Source organism: Dethiosulfovibrio salsuginis (assembly GCF_900177735.1).
In the GTDB taxonomy this organism is placed as follows: domain Bacteria; phylum Synergistota; class Synergistia; order Synergistales; family Dethiosulfovibrionaceae; genus Dethiosulfovibrio; species Dethiosulfovibrio salsuginis.
Genome location: NZ_FXBB01000026.1, coordinates 18644 through 35464 on the forward strand (window position 1 = coordinate 18644; position 16821 = coordinate 35464).

The window sequence follows — 16821 nt, forward strand, 5'->3', positions numbered from 1 at the left end:
ATTAAGCTAACAGGTGTATCATGCCCAACAATATCCGCTCCCGAGGCGGAAACTTTCGAAGGAGGTAGTCGTCATGAACTGTAAACTTTTCTCTTCCGCTATTACCATGATGATGTGCACTACTATGTACGGCGACCCTTCGGAAGGAGTCGGCGCGTAGCCTCGTGCACGCACCTACAGCTCGTTCAGGCCGGGTCACCTTATACTAAGGGGACCCGGCTTTTTTGTATCTTTATTTTAAAAAATGTGGGGAGTGTGAGTTTTTATGAAAGAAAATCTCCGTTTTGATCCGTCCGCGGTGGAGGCTGTATCCAGCTATTTGACCGATCCGTCCAATCCTGTGGTGTCCAGGCTTCTGGAGGTCATGGCCCCTTACGGCACGCCGGAGGAGATAAACGGCAAGGCCAGAGCCGCCGGTGAGCTGGACAACCTCCTGGGGAGACTGGAGGCGGAAAAGTCTCCCTATCTGAGCGACGTCCTGTGGCTCAAAGAAAGGCGAGACAGCGGAGATTTCGTCTCTCTGGCCGAATACCGTCGGTCCGTCGTTGGCTCCGATCTTGAGATCTCCAAGGAGGCCCAGGACAGAGCTGTGACCTTAGAGATAAGCGCCCTCCAGTTCTTTCCTTGGCTCATAGCTGAGGCGAAGCAGGCCATAGAGAAAAAGGAGGTTATGCCCGGTCGGTTCATCAGGGTAAGGAACATGGCTGAGCAGGTCGCCGATCAGGGGGATATCCTGGCTGTGGCCGCTTCCATGAAGATCATGGGGGCAAGCCTGGTTGAGTCGCTGGACACCAGAGGGACCGACGGATCGAACGTCCACCTCGGCGGTCCCGATACCATCACCGGCTATTTCGGAGGCATCGGCCAGCCTAACGACTACTGCTACCGCTGGGTCGACGAGTTCCTAAAGTACTACACCCAGTACGGAGTGCAGCAGGTGCTTAACATAAACTCGGGCACGGTCCTTCTCGGCTATCTTCTCTACCGCCTCGGGGTGGATATCCAGTTCAAAATATCGGTGTTCATGGGTAACGACAACCCCGCCGCAGCCCTTTGGACCTTGATGATGGCCCGTTTCCTGGCCAGGGAGGACGGGACCACCCCCTTAGCGGGTTTCAACCTGTCCAACTCCTGCGACGTCGAGACCGTTAAGGCTATCGCCGACATAAGGAAGGCTCTAGGGCTGGAGAAGGACGTCAGGATAGAGCACCACATAACCGAGCCCTGGAAGCACATAGTCCGCCAGCCATACTGCCGCAGGGACGACCTTCTGGACTTGGCGGCCTCGGTAGGCAATATCTCCGCCAAACACGAGGGAGGAGACCCGGAGGTCGAAGGTGCTCTGGACGATCCCGCTTCCCTGACGGACTACTTTATCCCTAAGGCGGACATACTGGCCCAGGGACTGATGGAGAAGCTCCAGAGGGACTACCTCCTCAAGCACGATTCGCTCAACCACACCGCTCGGTCTCTGACCGAAAAAGGCTTCGCCTTTTTAGCTGCTCCCCTACTTCACAGCAGGTCCTAGAGGTTGAGTCATGGGGCAGGAAGCTAAACCTATAGTCCTGAAGTTCGGCGGTTCCTCCATGGGATCGCCGGAGAAGATCAGGGCTGTGGCTCGAAGGGTCATGGGGTTTGTCGAGAAGGGATACAGAGTGGCCGTGGTGGTCTCCGCCATGGGAGACACCACCGACAGGCTTCTTGAGTTAGCCCGATCCGTTACGCAGGGAAGTCGTTGTCCCAGGGAGATGGACCAACTTTTGTCCACAGGGGAACAGCAGTCCATCGCCCTTCTGGCTATGGCACTCAAGGCGGAGGGACAGGATAGCCTGTCCTTCACCGGGCAACAGGCTGGTTTCTTCGCCTCGGGATACCATCAGGAGGGCCGCATAAAGGATATCGATCCAAAACGGGTACTGTCCTGTCTAGCTCGAGGTGCGGTGGCGGTGGTCGCCGGTTTTCAGGGCATGGACCAAGAGGGAGACGTTATCACCCTGGGCAGAGGTGGTTCAGACCTGTCCGCCATAGCCCTGGCGGCGGCCCTTGAGGCCTCCTGTTGCTACATATTCACCGACGTCGACGGCATCTACACCGCCGACCCCAGGGTCGTCTTGGGGGCCAGAAAGCTGGACCGGATATCCTGGGACGAGTGCCTTGAGATGACCGTAGCAGGGGCAAAGGTGCTCCAGGCCAGGAGCGTGGAGATGGCCATAAGAAGCGGTGTGGACGTATGCGTGGCGTCCAGCTTCGACGAGGAAATAGAGGGGACCTGGATCATGAGGGATTTTATAGAGGAAAAGGCGGCGGTCAGAGCGGTAAGTCAGGACGACGATGCGGCCAGAGTGGCCTTCGACGGAGGCTGTTCACCCTGTCAGGTGGCAAAATCCCTGTCCGATAGGGGCATAGTCGCCCAGGTGGTGGTCCAGGACGGACGGGCGGTCCTTTTGGTGAGGGGCAGCAGGCTCGAGGAGACGCTGGATATCTGCAAAGAACACCAGGTGTCGGGGCTTAAATGGGATGAGGGGCTTTCCAGGATCTCCGTCGTAGGGGCGGGTCTCGCCAACCACCCTGAGATATCCGCCCAGATACTTTCGGTGCTGGAGGATATAGACGTGGACGTGGAAATGCTCCTTCCCTCCGCCTTGTCGGTAACCTGTCTGGTAAAGTCGTCCCACGGAGCGGACGCCGTCCGTGCTCTGCACGGCAAGTTTATAGAAGGAGGTCTCGTTAGATGCGCATAGCCCTTTTAGGGGCCACAGGCCTGGTAGGAAGAGAGATGATCAAGACTATAGAGGAAAGGGGATTGGCGGTGGAGGAGTTTCGCCCTCTCGCCTCTGCCCGTTCCGCAGGAAGCACAGTCAGCCTCAACGGCAGGGACTGGACGGTGCAGGAGGTCTCACCTGAGGGCTTCGATGGCATAGACGTGGCCATATTCTCCGCCGGCGGCGACGCCTCCAGAAAGTGGGCTCCTGTCGCGGCTGAGAGGGGAGCGGTGGTCATAGACAACAGCTCCGCCTGGAGGATGGACCCTGAGGTTCCCCTTGTTGTCCCGGAGATAAACGGTCAGGCCGCCAAGAATACCCCTAAAGGCATCATAGCCAACCCAAACTGCTCGACCATCCACGCGGTGATGGCCCTCTATCCTCTCCATAAAGCGATAGGGCTGAGATCTATGGTGGTTACCACACTTCAGTCAGTATCAGGATCCGGCTGGAAGGCGGTGGAGGAGCTTGAGGAGGAGAGTCGGCTGGTGCTTGAGGGAAAGAAGTCCGACGCCGATAAGAGGGCCTCGGTCTATCCCCACAGGATAGCCTTTAACGCCGTCCCTCAGGTTGGTAGTTTCGACGATCAGGGCTACACCGACGAGGAGTGGAAGATGGTCAACGAGTCCAGAAAGATAATGTCCTTGCCGGAGCTAAAGGTCGACTGCACCTGTACCAGGGTCCCGGTGATGAGGGGACACTCTCTTTCCATAGCGGCCCAGTTCGACCGTGCCGTATCGCCGGAGGAGGCAAGGGCCATTCTGTCCGACGCTCCCGGCGTGGTGGTCAGAGACGATCCGTCCTCTTCGGTCTATCCTCTGGCTATAGAGGCGGAGGGAACCGATCCGGTCTACGTCGGTCGCATCAGGAGGAACCTGGTCCTGGATAACGGTCTGGACCTGTGGGTATCGTCGGATAATATAAGAAAAGGCGCGGCTCTGAACGCTGTTCAGATAGCGGAGCTGCTGGTTTAGGGAGGAGGACGAAAAATGGAATGGGGAATCGCTTTAGTCGGATTCGGCAACGTCGCTCAGGGGCTTGCCAGGATAATAACCAGAAAAAAGGACGACCTGATCCGTCGCTACGGCTTCGTGCCGGTGGTGAACGCCATAGTGACAGGATCTAAGGGGACTATCTGGGATCCCTCGGGCCTTGATCTGGAGGCGGTTCTCCGTTCCCTGGACGAGAGAGGGGACTTCTCGGCGGTGTCCGCTTCCTCCGCCTCGTTGGACCGTATCCTTGACGATCCCAGGATAGGGGTCGTCGTGGACACCACCCCTACAAACCTCGTCACCGGCGAGCCCGGTCTATCCCTGATACGTCGGGCGATCCGCTCGGGGAAGCACGTTATCAGCTCCAGCAAGGGGCCGGTGTCGGTGGCACTGCCGGAGCTCATGGCACTGGCGGCAAGCCATGGAGTGGCATACCGTTTTGAAGGTGCTCTCCTCAGCGGAACTCCCTCCATAAACCTGGCCATGGAGGCTATGGCGGGATGCGACGTGGTGAAGGTGCAGGGGATAGTCAACGGAACCACCAACTACATTCTCTCAAGAATGGAGGAGGGACTGAATTACTCCGATGCCCTAACCGAGGCTCAGGAGCTAGGGTACGCCGAGACCGATCCCAGCGGCGACGTGGACGGATGGGACGCCGCTGTGAAGGCCCAGATAATAGCCACTGTGATAATGGGCGAGCCTATAGCTCTATCCCAGGTTAAGAGGGAGGGCATATCGAAGGTTTCCCTTGAAGACGTGAGATCCGCCCTGTCCAGGGGAAAGAGGATAAAGCTCGTAGCCCAGGTGGAGAGAAAAGACGGTGTCCTTGAGGCCTCGGTGGCTCCTCTGGAGCTTCCTCTGGACCACCCTCTAGCGGGGGTGATGGGGGCGACCAACGCCATAACCTACGGCACCGACAACCTCAGAGACGTCACCATCGTCGGGCCCGGCGCCGGCAGGGAGGAGACCGGGCAGGCTATTTTGGCGGACCTGCTGGCTATAGTAAGAGAGAGAGGGCTGAACCTTGGACGGCGGACTGCGTGAGGCCATCTCTCAAGGTCGGTCCATAGGGCTTGCCTTAGGTGGTGGTGCGGCCAGAGGGTGCGCCCATGTAGGTGTCCTGAGGGCCTTTCAGGAAAAAGGCATTACCCTTTCCTGCGTGGCGGGAACCAGCATAGGAGCCATGATCGGCGCGGTATACGCCTCCGGTGGGTTGGACCACCTGGAGGCGTTGTTGCTTGAGCTCGATCCTCTCCACCTTCTGGCCTACTTCGACGTGGTATTCCCCCATTCCGGTCTGGTGGACGGCAGAAAGGTCACCGAGCTCCTGAGGGAGATCCTGGGAGACCGGAGCTTTAAAGACCTGTCGATGCCTTTCGCCGCCGTAGCTACGGACATAAGGGACGGCCGAGAGGTCGCGATCTCCTCCGGCGACGTTATAGACGCCGTCAGGGCCAGCATCGCAGTCCCTGGGGTTTTCACCCCCTTTATGTCAGGGGAGGCTGTCCTTGTCGACGGGGGGCTGGTCAATCCGGTGCCTGTCAACGTGGCTAGGTCCCTAGGGGCCGACTTCGTTGTGGCGGTGGATTTGAACCGCTACGTGGTCGAAAGCAAGCAGGACGTCAGATGCGAACGCCCCCTTTCCTATCGTAAAGGGCAGGATCTCTCCCTGGGAAACCGTATCCTGGAGGAGATAAGGGCGTTGGTGGAGGACGGAAGCAGGTCCAGGCCGAAGCCGCCGAACATAGTCGACGTTATAGTTACGTCCATAAATATCATGGAGACCTCTATAACCCAGAGCAGGTTGAAGACCGATCCTCCAGACCTCCTCCTGGCCCCCAGGCTCGGAAACGTCCGATTTATGGAGTTTTTCAAGGCAAAAGAGGCCATGGAGGCGGGGTATAGGGTCGCTATAGAGTCGCTTTAGCCGGGGCAGGGGAGACCTTGTTCCGCTGTGTCATGTATATGCCGATCAGGATGAAACAGCCTCCCAGCACTATCGCCGGGCCCGGCACCTCGTGGAAGAAGGCCCACGCCATGACCGAAGAGCCTATAGGCTCCCCAAGGAGCATCACCGCCACCACCGCCGGATTGACCCATCTAAGGGCCCAGTTGTAAGCCGAGTGTCCCAGGATCTGGGGTATAAGCGCCATGCCCCAGAGGGCTCCCCAGGTATGCCAGGAGTAGCCGCTCACCGGCAGGGAGGACAGCATGAGAGCTACCCACAGAAAAGCCGCCGCCGAACCGTAACACACCGCCACGTAGGGCATCAGGGATACCTTGGCCCTGACTTTCCTCCCCAGAAGCAGATAGACAGTCAGACTTATGGCCCCTAAAAGGGCCAGACCGTCCCCTTTCCAGGCATCCGGGCCTGTGGAAAAGTCCCCCCATCCTATGATTACAGCTCCTACCACCGCCAGGGATATAGCCATGGCGGTTTTTTTGTCTATCCTGTCTCCGGTGATAAAAGGGGCGGCAAGGGCGACCCAGAGGGGAGAGGTGTTGACCAGCACGACGCAGCTCGCTATGGATATGTACTGTAAGGCGGATATCCAGGAGGCGAAGTGTATGGCCAGTGCCCCTCCTGAGATGACGGTGTAGATCCAGTCTTTGGAGGTGAGCCCCTTTATATCCTCCCTATGGTGTAACATCGCCCAGGGGACCAGTACGATCGAGGCCAGCCCAAGCCTGTAAGCGGCGGTGACTAGAGCGGGAGCGTCCGCCGCCTTAGCGAAGATCGAGCCCGTTGAGGTCGCCAGTATGGCCAAAAACATTATGATGTTTGCCTTTTTATCCAATGGAAATAGCCGCCTTTCGTGTTATTCTGGGTGTATAGCCGATCGAAAGACTATAGATCATAGGACATCACAGCGCAAGGAGGTATTCTCGTGAGGATAATATGCTTGGTCGTGGTCTTTTTTGCCCTTTTTTCCGTGCCCTCCGCCTCTGCGGAGGTTCCTCCCAAAATAGCCTTTATAGGTCCTCTCTCCGGTCACGACGGTCACGAAGGATTGGCGGCTAAACAGGCATTTCTTCTGGCTATAAAGCAGGTGTCCGACGAAACCGGAAAGGAGATCGTTCCGGTGGTGATGGATGACTTTGCCGATCCCGATCAGGCCCGTGAGGCCGCTCTGACGGTGGCTTCCGATAGCTCCGTTATGGCTGTAGTGGCCCATTATCACAGTGTCTGTGCTTTTGCCACTATGGATGTATTCTCCTCCGCTAAGCTGCCGGTCATAATGTGGGCCGCCGCCCATCCGGGGATATCGGAAAAAGGGGATCCCTACATATTTCAGATGGTCCCTATCCTGGACGACATGGTCCTATCCCTGGGCAGACTGATGTTCGACAGAGGGCTTAGATCCATCGCCCTCATAGGGGAGAGATCGGCTTACGGCAGACGATTCCTCTCGGTAATGGCCCCTTATCTCCGTGAGATAGGTGTGGACGTTCCTTTGGTTATAGAGACCTCTCCTATGCTCCCTTCCTACGACCACCTGGCGGACAGGGTCGCCGACGTCGCTCCCGACGGGGTGGCCTACGGAGGCTTTACCCACGAAGGTGCCATGATAAAGATGGCCCTGGACAGGAAAGGGCTATCGCTGACCTATGGGGTGGACTCCTCGGTAGGGGAGGAGCTCTTCTGCCGATACGCCGGCCCTGCCGCCGAGGGGACGTTAGGGGTTCTGCCTCTTTCGCCTATCTATCTTCCTGGAGGAACCGATTTTCTGAAAGGGCTTTATGGCCTTTTCCCCGACGCTGTGCCAGCTAACTACACAGCTCTCGCCTACGACGCCGCTACGGTGGTCGCCTGGTCCACTTACAGAGGGCAGTCCAGGGGCAGGGAGGGGGTACGGGAGGAGATATCTCGATACAGCGGAAGAGGCCTCACCGGCCTGATAGGTTTCGACTATCTAGGGAGGGCGGTCGCCAGACCTATAGGGGCTTTTGTCGTCAAAGGCGGCCGTTGGCTGCCTCTCAGAGGTGATAGGGATGGCTAGAAAGTTCATGTCCAGCATAGGCGCTAAACTGCTCATATGGTTCGCCATTATAGGGCTCATACCTATGATATCGGCGGTAACGGTCACGTCCCTAAGAAGGGTCCACTCCATAAAGGAGGAAGCCATGTCCAAGCTGGAGGCCATAAGGGACCTGAAGGCCACCCAGCTCTCTCAGTGGCTCCAGGAAAGGCGATCGAGCTTTCTATCGGTGGCCTCGGACAGCTCTCTGATCCAGCTGGTCCAATCCCTTGAGGATAGAAGATCGCCGGAGCAGAGGGCTCTTCTGATGGAGGTGAGGCAACTTCTCCGGCGACACAGGAGAAGCTCGGTGGATGTGGACGATTTCTTTTTGATAGACGCTCCTACCGGAAAGGTGGTGGCCTCCACAAACCCAGCCGACGAGAACAAGGTCGTTTACGGTCCTTTCGTGGAGATCCCGATATCTTTGGGCCGAATGTGGGAGCAGGATCTAGCCCGATCCCCTCTGACAGGATCCCTGGTTCTAGCCTTCTCCGCTCCTATATGGGGAGTGGACGAAAGGGAGGGAGAGGTGCTATTTGTCCTGGGGGCCAGGATATACGCCGAGAAATCCCTTTTTCGGATACTCTCCGACAGAACAGGGCTAGGTTATTCCGGCGAGACCATCATAATTAACGGAGAGAGGACGGTCCTCAGCGAGCTCCGTTGGAGCGACAACGCTCCCCTTAACTTTAAACTCCGGTCCGAGCCCGCCTCCCTGGCGTCGGAGGGGTTTTCCGGGGTTATGGAGGCGACGGACTATCGAGGGGTTTCGGTCATATCCGCCTACGGTCCAATCGGTGGTACCGAATGGGGACTTATAACCGAACAGGATCTCTCGGAGCTTATGGCCACGGTGAGAAAGTCGATGGTCGAGGTGGGAGTCGTTCTGGGCTTCTCCGTCCTGATGGTCTGTTTGGTGTCCTTCTGGGTGGCCAGAGGTTACGCTGGCCCGGTGGAGGTGATGATCGGTGCGGCCCGTCGCTTCAGAGATGGTGAGCTTTCCGCCCGAAACGGTCTCTCTCGGAATGACGAGCTAGGGGAACTGGCCAGGGAGTTCGACTCGGTGTCCGCGGCCCTCGAGTCCAAGGTCATAGCTATGGAGAGGTCCTCTGCCACGATAAACTCCCTTATGGAGATAAAGTCGGAGGTCGAATTTGGGGATAAACTTTTAAAGAAACTCATGGAGGACGGTATACCCCGCTTCGGGGCGATTTACGGCACCGATGGATCGACTTTCAGTCCTCTGTCCACCGTAGGGCTGGCATGGCCTTACCGATCCTTCAGTGGCGAGGCTCTGGAGGGAGAGCTCGGTTTCGTCCTGTCCTTCCCGGGCAAATGGCACCGTTATCCCTTAACCGACGACACGGTCTTTACGTTAAAAGGTTTTCTCGGGGATATCCTCCCTAAAGAGGTGGCCTCTTTAGCGGTATTGGTCGACGGAAAACCCTATATGGTCGTCGTCCTGGGATCTACGACAGGTTTCTCGTCGGATTACCTATCTTACCTGGATATGCTGATCAGCCCTCTTTCCGCTCTGGCAGCTAACTTGGACCATATAGGCCGGAGGGAGGCTATGACTATAGAGCTACAGGCACAAAACGACGAAATTCAGTCACAAAGGGACAGGATCATGGAGGCCGATCGGCTCAAAGGGCAGTTCCTCTCCAACGTCAGCCACGAGCTTAGGACCCCTCTTAACTCCATATTGGCCCTGTCCAGGCTGATGTTACGCCCTCAGTCCTCTTTAGGGGACGATGAGAGGGAGTATATGTCCATAATAGAGAGAAACGGCGGGAATTTACTGGAGCTGATCAACGATGTACTGGATCTGTCGAAGATAGAGGCAGGTAGGGTGGAGCTTTTCCCCGAGGAGTTCGAGCTTTCTCAGGAGGTAGCCCACATAGTCAGATCTATGGATCCTCTGGCGAAGGAAAAGGGTCTGGTCATAAGAGGGGATATACCGTATATAATGGTGTATATGGACAGGTCCCGACTACGGCAGATCATGGTCAACCTTTTAGGTAACGCTATCAAGTTTACCGATCGTGGATCTATCGACCTTACAGGCCACACCGAAGGGGGCTACGTAGCCCTTGAGGTCATAGATACAGGCATAGGGATCTCCTCCGATGACCTTCCCTATATCTTCGACGAGTTCCGTCAAGGCGATGGATCGGTCTCCAGACAGCACGGTGGAACGGGCCTGGGATTGGCCATCGTCAGTCGGCTTGTCCGTCTTATGGGAGGTTCCATATCGGTGGACAGCTCTCCCGGGGAGGGAACCCGTTTCTCCATTACCCTTCCCTTTTCTTCGTCGTGAGGAGGTGCTTTTATGTGTAAAGTTCTTATGGTGGACGATAACTACGATAATCTGGTCATACTGAGGGCCATCCTTAAGGCCGTCGCACCTGAGTGCAGCTCTAGGTTTGCGTCCTCCGGTGAGGAGGCCCTTAGGATAGTCGCGGCGGACAGACCTGACGTGATTATCCTGGATATATTGATGCCCGGTATGGACGGTTTTCAGGTGTGCAGTCGACTGAAGGGAGACCAGGGCTACTCGGATATCCCGGTCATACTCCTGACCGCTATGGACTCGAGCCCGGAAAATCGCACCAAAGGGCTTAAGTGCGGTGCGGATGCCTTTTTGACTAAGCCTGTCTCAGAGGTGGAGCTTGAGGCCCAGATGAGGGCCTTGCTCGGCAAAAAACAGCAGACCGCTATCCTCAAATCCGATCTGCAAGGCCTTCAGAAACAGGTGGACAAGGACAGGGCCAGGCTTCAGTTTGAGGGGGTAAAACACCGATCCATAGTGGACAACCTCCAGGACGGGGTTCTCCTCTACGACCTCTCCTCCGGCGTACCTAGGCTGGTGGAGGCCAACTCCGCCGCTTCCAGGCTTCTCTCCCTACCGAAAGGGGATCTAAGAGAGGGGGCTTTGGATTTGCCTCTGGAGGGAGGAGAGTTTTTCCTCGATCTGGAACAGGAGGATAAAGCGGGAGGGAGCACCCCTGTGGAGGTCAGAAATCGCCCCTTTTACGTGGAGGGGAGGCCGCTGGTACTCCAGGTGGTCCGAGATATCACCGACCTCCGCAGGCTTGAGGTTACACTGAAGGAAAACGCCGATCATCTGGCTAAGGCGTTGAACAGGACCATAGACGTCCTATCCCTGGCGGTGGAGGCTAGAGATCCTTACACCGCAGGCCATCAGAGGAGAGTCGCCGATCTCTCAAAAGCCATGGCCCAGGCTTTATTGCTGGATGAAGCCCACGTAGAGCTTATCTACCGATCCGCCCTTATCCACGACGTGGGAAAGATATCCGTCCCGGTGGAGCTTTTAAGCAAGCCGTCGGCTCTGTCGGAGGTGGAGTTCGCCCTGATACGCCAGCATCCTGTGACGGGATACGACATAGTAAACCGAATCGACCTATCTCGGGAGATGACCCTTGCGGTGAGACAGCATCACGAGAGGCTCGACGGCACCGGATACCCTGACGGTCTCAAAGGGGATCAGATAATACCTGAGGCCAGGATTCTGGCGGTTGCCGACGTGGTCGAGGCCATGTCGTCCCACAGGCCCTACAGGCCCGCTCTAGGGGTCGAGGCCGCTTTGAACGAGATAGGCAAAGGCAGGGGGGTCGTCTACGACCCCGATGCGGTCGATGCCTGTGTTCACGTCATAAAAGAGGGTTTGGTTATCCTCTGAGGCCCCTGGCCATCGCCCTCCATCGGGCGATAAACTCCTCCATCTGCTCCTCAGGGGGCACCCTTAGACGGACCGAGTTGTCCCCTATTCCCAAAAATCCCGATCCCGGTGCGGTCTTTATGCCCTGATCCATCAGGCTGTCGTAGAGGTTTATCGGCCCATCGTAGGTTACCATCATGATGGCTACGGACATACAGGTATGGGCCACGGAGAATCCAGAGGTCGACTCTATCTCTTTTATAACCTGATCCTTTAGTTTGGCTATCTCGGTTCTCATGGAGGGCAGGAATTTTTTGCCCTCCTCTAAGGCCATAGGTATGGACGAAAAACCCAGTGCGTCCACGGTGAAAGGTGGGCTTACCCTGAGATATAGCTCTCTGGCGTAAGGGTCTCGAAACACCCCGTATCCTCCCCTTACCCCCGCCATTCCCCACCCTTTGGAGAAAGTCCTGAGACAGATGAGGTTTTTACGGCTCAGGTTAAGGCAGGAGGTCTCCTCGGGGACGAAATCGCCGTAGGCCTCGTCCACTATGACCATGGCTCCGACGTCGTTCGCTGCGGATATCAGCCGATCGAGGTCTTTAAGGTCCATCAGCTGTCCTGTGGGGTTGTGTGGCCTGTCTACGTAGACCAACGATATAGAGTCGTCAAGGGCCTTCAGTAGATCGTTAACCTCTATCCTGTATTCCGGTGCCCCCAGCGGCAGTGGAAGGAAGTCACAGCCTGATAGCTGAAAGTGAACCGGGCCGTCGGTGAACTGAGGGGCCATGCCTAAGACCTTCCCCCCCGGTGCGGCCAGGGCCTTGGCCAGGACCACCAATATGGTGTCGGTGCCGTTGGCGAAGACCAGTTCCTCCTCGTCGACCAGCCCTCCCCAGAAATCCCGAACAGGCCTTGCCAGCCGTTCGGAAGGGGGGATGTACCGGGATAGATCGTCTCCAAAGAGAGGGCCGAAAGCCGATTTGACCTTCTCCGGTGCTCCTATCGGGCTGTAGCCCAGGCCACAGTCGACCGAAACCGGTCGATTCTCGACGCAGTTGAAATAGAGCTCCGTCTTCGTGTCCTTCAAGCCCTGGGGAATAAGTTTTTTCCAGTCCATCTAAAAATCCTCCTCCAGCGGTTAAGATTGTATCCTGTCATGATACCACGATGGCGGAGGGTATACCCTCCGCCATCGCCATCTCTTTAGTTACCCTTATGATACTCCTCTGGGGGGGTGCATTTAGATGCCGATGGGCAGCTGGAGCATCCGCATCCACAGCCTCCGCCTTTTGCGATGGACCTGATTCTGTTCAATAGAACGATCCCTGCTACTATCACGACCGCCGCTACTATCGCCTTTTCCATTTTTTAGCCTCCTATCCTCTGAAGAAACAGGCCTCCCTGATACACCGCTACCGCCAGGCCATAGGCCAGGATGGTGTTGAACACCATGGAGAATAGACCCCATCTCCACGTTCCTGTCTCCCTAACGATACACACTACGGTGACGAAACAAGGGGCGTAGAACATGGTAAACACTATGAGAGCCAGAGCTTTTATAGGCGACCAGTCCGGCGAGTTGGCCAAGGTCTGAGCCAGGCCCTCGCTCTCCTCCGGGTCGACCTCTCCCAGAGAGTAGGCGGTTCCCAGAGTTGAGACCACCACCTCTTTGGCGGCAAAGCCACCTACTAAGGCTATATTGTCTCTCCAGTCAAACCCGGCGAAAGAGGTTATTCCCTCTAAGGCTGTGCCAACCCTGCCGGCGTAGGATTTTCTAAGGGCCAACTGAGCTTCCTGTCCGTCTATCTCAAGAAGTTTCCCAGCCAGTTCTTCCGACAAAAGCTCCGGCGATGCCTGAGACGTTATGGAATCCTTCATCCCCTGGAACCGCGCCCTATCATCCTCCCCTAGCTCCGGGAAGGTCATGAGGGCCCAGAGGATTATCGATATACCGAGGATGACCGTTCCCGCCTTTTTTATGTACTGCCAGGTTCTCTCCCAGGTGTGTATCATTAGTCCCTGAAAGGTAGGAAGCCTGTAGGGCGGCAGTTCCATGACGAAGGGGGTAGTTTCGCCTCTCAGGACCGTGGATCTAAGCAGTTTTGCCGCCAGAAGGGCCCCTATCCAGGAAACTGCGGTTATGAGGAGCATCATTGAGGCCTGTCTCTCGGAGAAGAAAACCCCGACCAGCAGGGCAAACACCGGTAGCTTTGCGCCGCAGTTCATGAACGGTGCGGTCAGCAGGGTGGCGATCCGCTCTTTAGGGGACTTTATCGTCCTGGCGGCCATTACCCCTGGGACGGCACATCCTCCCGCTATGCCTCCTGATACTATCAGAGGCATCACCGAGCTACCGTGGAGGCCGAAGAACCTAAACACCCGGTCCAGCATAAAAGCGACTCTCGCCAGATATCCTGTATCCTCCAGGAAGGATATCCCTAGGAACATGAAGAAGATAAGCGGTACGAAGCCCATAACACCTCCAACTCCGTCTACTACCCCTGATTTAACCATCGACTTGAGGAGACCGTCGGCCATATTGGCGTCGGTCACGTCCCCTAGCCATCCGAAAAAGTTCTCGAACCACCCCACCGGGACCTCGCTGTAGGTAAAGGTGAAATAGTACAGCCCCGCCAGGACCGCCGCCATGGCGATAGGGCCTAGAAAACGGTTCGTGAGGAATTTATCCAGCTTGTCCGACAGGGTCGGTGCGTCTCTGTCCTTTCGATAAACCAGTACTCCCTGTCTCAGGATCGACTTGATGTAGCCGTATCTCTGATCGGCTATCATAGCCTCAGGGTAGGTGTCTAAGGTGGTCCTTAGGTGACGCTCTAGCTCAAGGGCTATAGACGAAAGCTCCTGATCGGTTTTAGGGGACTCTTTGGCGATCGAGTCTTTGATTACCTGATCTCCCTCCAGGTACTTTAAGGCGGACCATCTAGGGCGAGCCGCCTCGGCCAAAGAGGGATTCCTCTCTATTATGGAGGTCATTACGTCCAGAGCCTGGTCCAAGTCCGAGCCGTAGGATATCCTGAAAGGCGGCTGGGTCGATTGGGACAGACCGGATGCTACCTCCATAAGTTCGTCTATCCCCTGGCCCTTTCTGGCGACAACCGGAACAACCGGAACGCCGATCAACCTGGAAAGGGCTTTGTGGTCTATATCCATGCCTCTGGTCTCAGCTACGTCCATCATGTTTATGGCTATGCACATAGGAAGGCCCATCTCCAGAAGCTGGACGGTGAGGTACAGGTTTCTCTCCAGGTTGGAGCCGTCCACCACGTTCACCACCCCATCGGGGGATTGGGTGGTTAGGAACTCTCTGGCCACGACCTCCTCGGAGGAGTAGGCGGAGAGGGAGTATATTCCTGGGAGGTCCTCTATCTCCAGTGATAGGCCTTTCTTGACGTAGGTGCCTTTTTTCCTGTCCACCGTTATGCCTGGGTAGTTTCCCACGTGCTGTCTGGCCCCTGTCAGGGCGTTGAAGAGGGTCGTCTTCCCGGAGTTAGGGTTTCCCGCCAACGCTACGATAGCCATCAGTCCTGGACCTCCACTTCGATGTAGTCCGCCTCGCTGTTTCTTAGGGTCAACGTAAAATCCCCTACCCTTAGGGCCACCGGGTCGTAAAGAGGTGCCCTGCCGAGGATCTTGATATCCGTTCCTGGGGTCAGCCCCATATCCCTTATTCGCCGTCCGAGTTCCCCCTCGGCCTTCACCGACCGTATGATGCCGGATTGGTTTTTCTTCATCTTTCTCATGGATATCTTTCCCATCTTTCATCCTCCCCCTCTTTTCAAGAGGCTCACTTTGTTGGTGAATCATAACACAGTAAATTGGTGGGAACAAGCTTTTTTGACTTCCACAAGTTAGGGTTCCTTGACCGATCTGTTTCGCGTACAGTCTTTCTTTATTACCTTATCAAATGAAAAAGATGATCGACGGGGCAGTTCCCGTCGATCACCTTTTTTTACGCTATTTCCCATTTGAGCTGTTCCGTCCAGGCGGCGATCCTGTCGTCGGTCATGTCTGACTGGTTGGATTCGTCTATCGGGAGTCCCACGAAAAAGCCGTCCTTGAGGGCCGAGCCTGTTCCGCTGTATCCATCGCTGGGCCATTTGCCTATTACCGTGACCCCTTTACCCTCTATGGCATCGTGGATGATCCCTAGGGCCTCGACGAAAGTATCCCCGAATCCCTCCTGGTCCCCTGTGCCGAAGAAGGCGACTTTTTTTCCCGATAGCTCAACTTTCTCCAGTCTCGGTAAAAAGTCGTTCCAGTCGTCCTGAAGCTCTCCGAGCCCCCAGGTGGACGATCCCAAAAGAAGGACGTCGTGTCCCGATATGGCGTCGTCTCCTGCCGAAGATACGTCGAAAAGGTCAGCCCCTAAGATGCCCGTTATTTTCTCCGCTACCCCCTGGGTCGCTCCTGTGGTGCTTCCGTAAAAAACAGCTATGTTTGATATTCAAAAAACCTCCTCTATGGTGGTTCAGTTAGTTTGTGAGTGCTAATAAAGTCTATCACGACTTACATTAATTAACAACCTCTCAAAATGATAGTACCCCTTGACCAGGATCTATATCGGTGGTAAAGTTGCGTTAGTTCAGGCTAACAGTAAGCCTTTGCCTGAGAATTCATCCTCCAGAGAGGGGACTCGCCAGTTCCCTCTCTTCCAAAAAAGTTCGTATCGACAGGGGGCGTTGGTTGTGAATAACCTGAAATCTATGTCTAAGTGTCCTTCCGGTACCAGAGGACAGGTCCTTCTGGTTGAGGGGGGCTGTTCGATGAAACACAGGTTGGCCGACATGGGGGTTTTCCCTGGGGCCTTTATCGAGATACTTCAAAACGAAGGTGGCCCTGTTGTCCTTAAAATAGGGGAAGGTCGCCTGGCTTTAGGAAGACAGATGGCCGACAGGGTGTTGATCGCCTGAGGCTTTTAGGAAACTGGCGTTGGCCGCCGGTTTTTTTTGTTGTTCAATAGGTGTTTCCTGCATAATAGAAAGGGACAGAAATGCAAGTAGGAAATCCCCACTCTTGCAATTAAGAAATCCCCAGAAATGCAAAGGGCCATTGCAAGCATAACCATAACCCGATACCTTTTAGTTCTGGACAGGACTAAGCGGGAGGGACAGGAGGATGCTCACAATGACCGAAGTCGGTCATATCAGAGATGCCTACTTTAATAAAGGGGAGAATATTAGCGAGATAGCAAAGAAATTTTCCAAGGACCGTAAGACTGTGCGGAAATACATCCAGCAGGACAACTTTAACAGGTCAAGCGGAATTCCCCATCTTCTAAGCCAAAGGCGAAAGGCGGGGATGGATAGCTTGTCGCCAATAGGCGATAAATCTTGTTTTTA

16 protein-coding genes are annotated in these 16821 nt (G+C 55.8%); 10 read left to right on the forward strand and 6 right to left on the reverse strand.

Annotated features, from left to right (window positions below):
* Positions 1-265 precede the first annotated feature (265 nt).
* The 5 genes from B9Y55_RS09465 to B9Y55_RS09485 are packed head-to-tail and all read left to right on the forward strand — an operon-like array spanning position 266 to position 5684.
* Positions 266-1528, forward strand: coding sequence for a hypothetical protein (locus tag B9Y55_RS09465; RefSeq protein ID WP_085545116.1), 1263 nt, complete (start codon positions 266-268; stop codon positions 1526-1528).
* A gap of 10 nt (positions 1529-1538) precedes the next feature.
* Entirely contained in the window at positions 1539-2741 is a 1203-nt protein-coding gene (locus B9Y55_RS09470) for an aspartate kinase (protein ID WP_085545117.1), read from the forward strand.
* Complete coding sequence (locus tag B9Y55_RS09475; protein WP_085545118.1) at positions 2732-3736, forward strand: aspartate-semialdehyde dehydrogenase; 1005 nt, start codon at positions 2732-2734, stop codon at positions 3734-3736. Before B9Y55_RS09470 ends, B9Y55_RS09475 begins: the two co-directional genes overlap by 10 nt.
* A 15-nt stretch (positions 3737-3751) precedes the next feature.
* Positions 3752-4801: a homoserine dehydrogenase gene (locus tag B9Y55_RS09480; protein WP_085545119.1), complete on the forward strand. Its 1050-nt coding sequence runs from the start codon at positions 3752-3754 to the stop codon at positions 4799-4801.
* A complete protein-coding gene (locus tag B9Y55_RS09485; protein WP_085545120.1) occupies positions 4782-5684 on the forward strand; it encodes a patatin-like phospholipase family protein in 903 nt (300 codons plus the stop codon). The genes B9Y55_RS09480 and B9Y55_RS09485 overlap by 20 nt, the downstream gene beginning before the upstream one ends.
* Here the strand turns inward: B9Y55_RS09485 and B9Y55_RS09490 are convergent.
* Positions 5668-6555 (reverse strand): DMT family transporter, encoded by an 888-nt coding sequence (locus B9Y55_RS09490; RefSeq protein ID WP_234986202.1) that lies wholly within the window; start codon positions 6553-6555, stop codon positions 5668-5670. The genes B9Y55_RS09485 and B9Y55_RS09490 overlap by 17 nt on opposite strands.
* 90 nt (positions 6556-6645) lie before the next feature.
* Between B9Y55_RS09490 and B9Y55_RS09495 the strand changes: the two genes are divergently transcribed.
* Genes B9Y55_RS09495 through B9Y55_RS09505 form a run of 3 tightly spaced genes read left to right on the forward strand, consistent with a single transcriptional unit; the run spans position 6646 to position 11482 of the window.
* Positions 6646-7758, forward strand: coding sequence for a branched-chain amino acid ABC transporter substrate-binding protein (locus B9Y55_RS09495; protein ID WP_159448305.1), 1113 nt, complete (start codon positions 6646-6648; stop codon positions 7756-7758).
* Positions 7751-10099 (forward strand): ATP-binding protein, encoded by a 2349-nt coding sequence (locus B9Y55_RS09500; RefSeq protein WP_085545122.1) that lies wholly within the window; start codon positions 7751-7753, stop codon positions 10097-10099. The genes B9Y55_RS09495 and B9Y55_RS09500 overlap by 8 nt, the downstream gene beginning before the upstream one ends.
* 12 nt (positions 10100-10111) lie before the next feature.
* Positions 10112-11482: an HD domain-containing phosphohydrolase gene (locus B9Y55_RS09505; protein ID WP_085545123.1), complete on the forward strand. Its 1371-nt coding sequence runs from the start codon at positions 10112-10114 to the stop codon at positions 11480-11482.
* On the opposite strand, the gene B9Y55_RS09510 is transcribed toward B9Y55_RS09505, so the two are convergent.
* The 5 genes from B9Y55_RS09510 to B9Y55_RS09525 all read right to left on the reverse strand — a co-directional run bounded on the left by B9Y55_RS09510 (position 11472) and on the right by B9Y55_RS09525 (position 15926).
* Positions 11472-12581, reverse strand: a complete 1110-nt coding sequence (locus tag B9Y55_RS09510; RefSeq protein ID WP_085545124.1) for a pyridoxal phosphate-dependent aminotransferase — start codon at positions 12579-12581, stop codon at positions 11472-11474. The two genes, B9Y55_RS09505 and B9Y55_RS09510, sit on opposite strands and share 11 nt — an antisense overlap.
* 86 nt (positions 12582-12667) lie before the next feature.
* The gene (locus B9Y55_RS13055) at positions 12668-12829 is read right to left on the reverse strand and encodes a FeoB-associated Cys-rich membrane protein (RefSeq protein WP_143340895.1); all 162 of its coding nucleotides are present in this window, start codon (positions 12827-12829) and stop codon (positions 12668-12670) included.
* A gap of 3 nt (positions 12830-12832) precedes the next feature.
* On the reverse strand, positions 12833-15001 hold the full coding sequence (feoB, locus tag B9Y55_RS09515) for a ferrous iron transport protein B (RefSeq protein ID WP_085545125.1): 2169 nt from the start codon (positions 14999-15001) through the stop codon (positions 12833-12835).
* Positions 15001-15237 (reverse strand): FeoA family protein, encoded by a 237-nt coding sequence (locus B9Y55_RS09520; protein ID WP_085545126.1) that lies wholly within the window; start codon positions 15235-15237, stop codon positions 15001-15003. The genes feoB and B9Y55_RS09520 overlap by 1 nt, the downstream gene beginning before the upstream one ends.
* A gap of 194 nt (positions 15238-15431) precedes the next feature.
* On the reverse strand, positions 15432-15926 hold the full coding sequence (locus B9Y55_RS09525; protein WP_085545127.1) for a flavodoxin: 495 nt from the start codon (positions 15924-15926) through the stop codon (positions 15432-15434).
* A gap of 241 nt (positions 15927-16167) precedes the next feature.
* Between B9Y55_RS09525 and B9Y55_RS09530 the strand changes: the two genes are divergently transcribed.
* Complete coding sequence (locus B9Y55_RS09530) at positions 16168-16392, forward strand: FeoA family protein (RefSeq protein ID WP_085545128.1); 225 nt, start codon at positions 16168-16170, stop codon at positions 16390-16392.
* A 214-nt stretch (positions 16393-16606) separates the two neighbouring features.
* On the forward strand, positions 16607-16821 hold a 215-nt coding region (locus tag B9Y55_RS13485), incomplete at its 3' end, for a hypothetical protein (protein WP_234986203.1).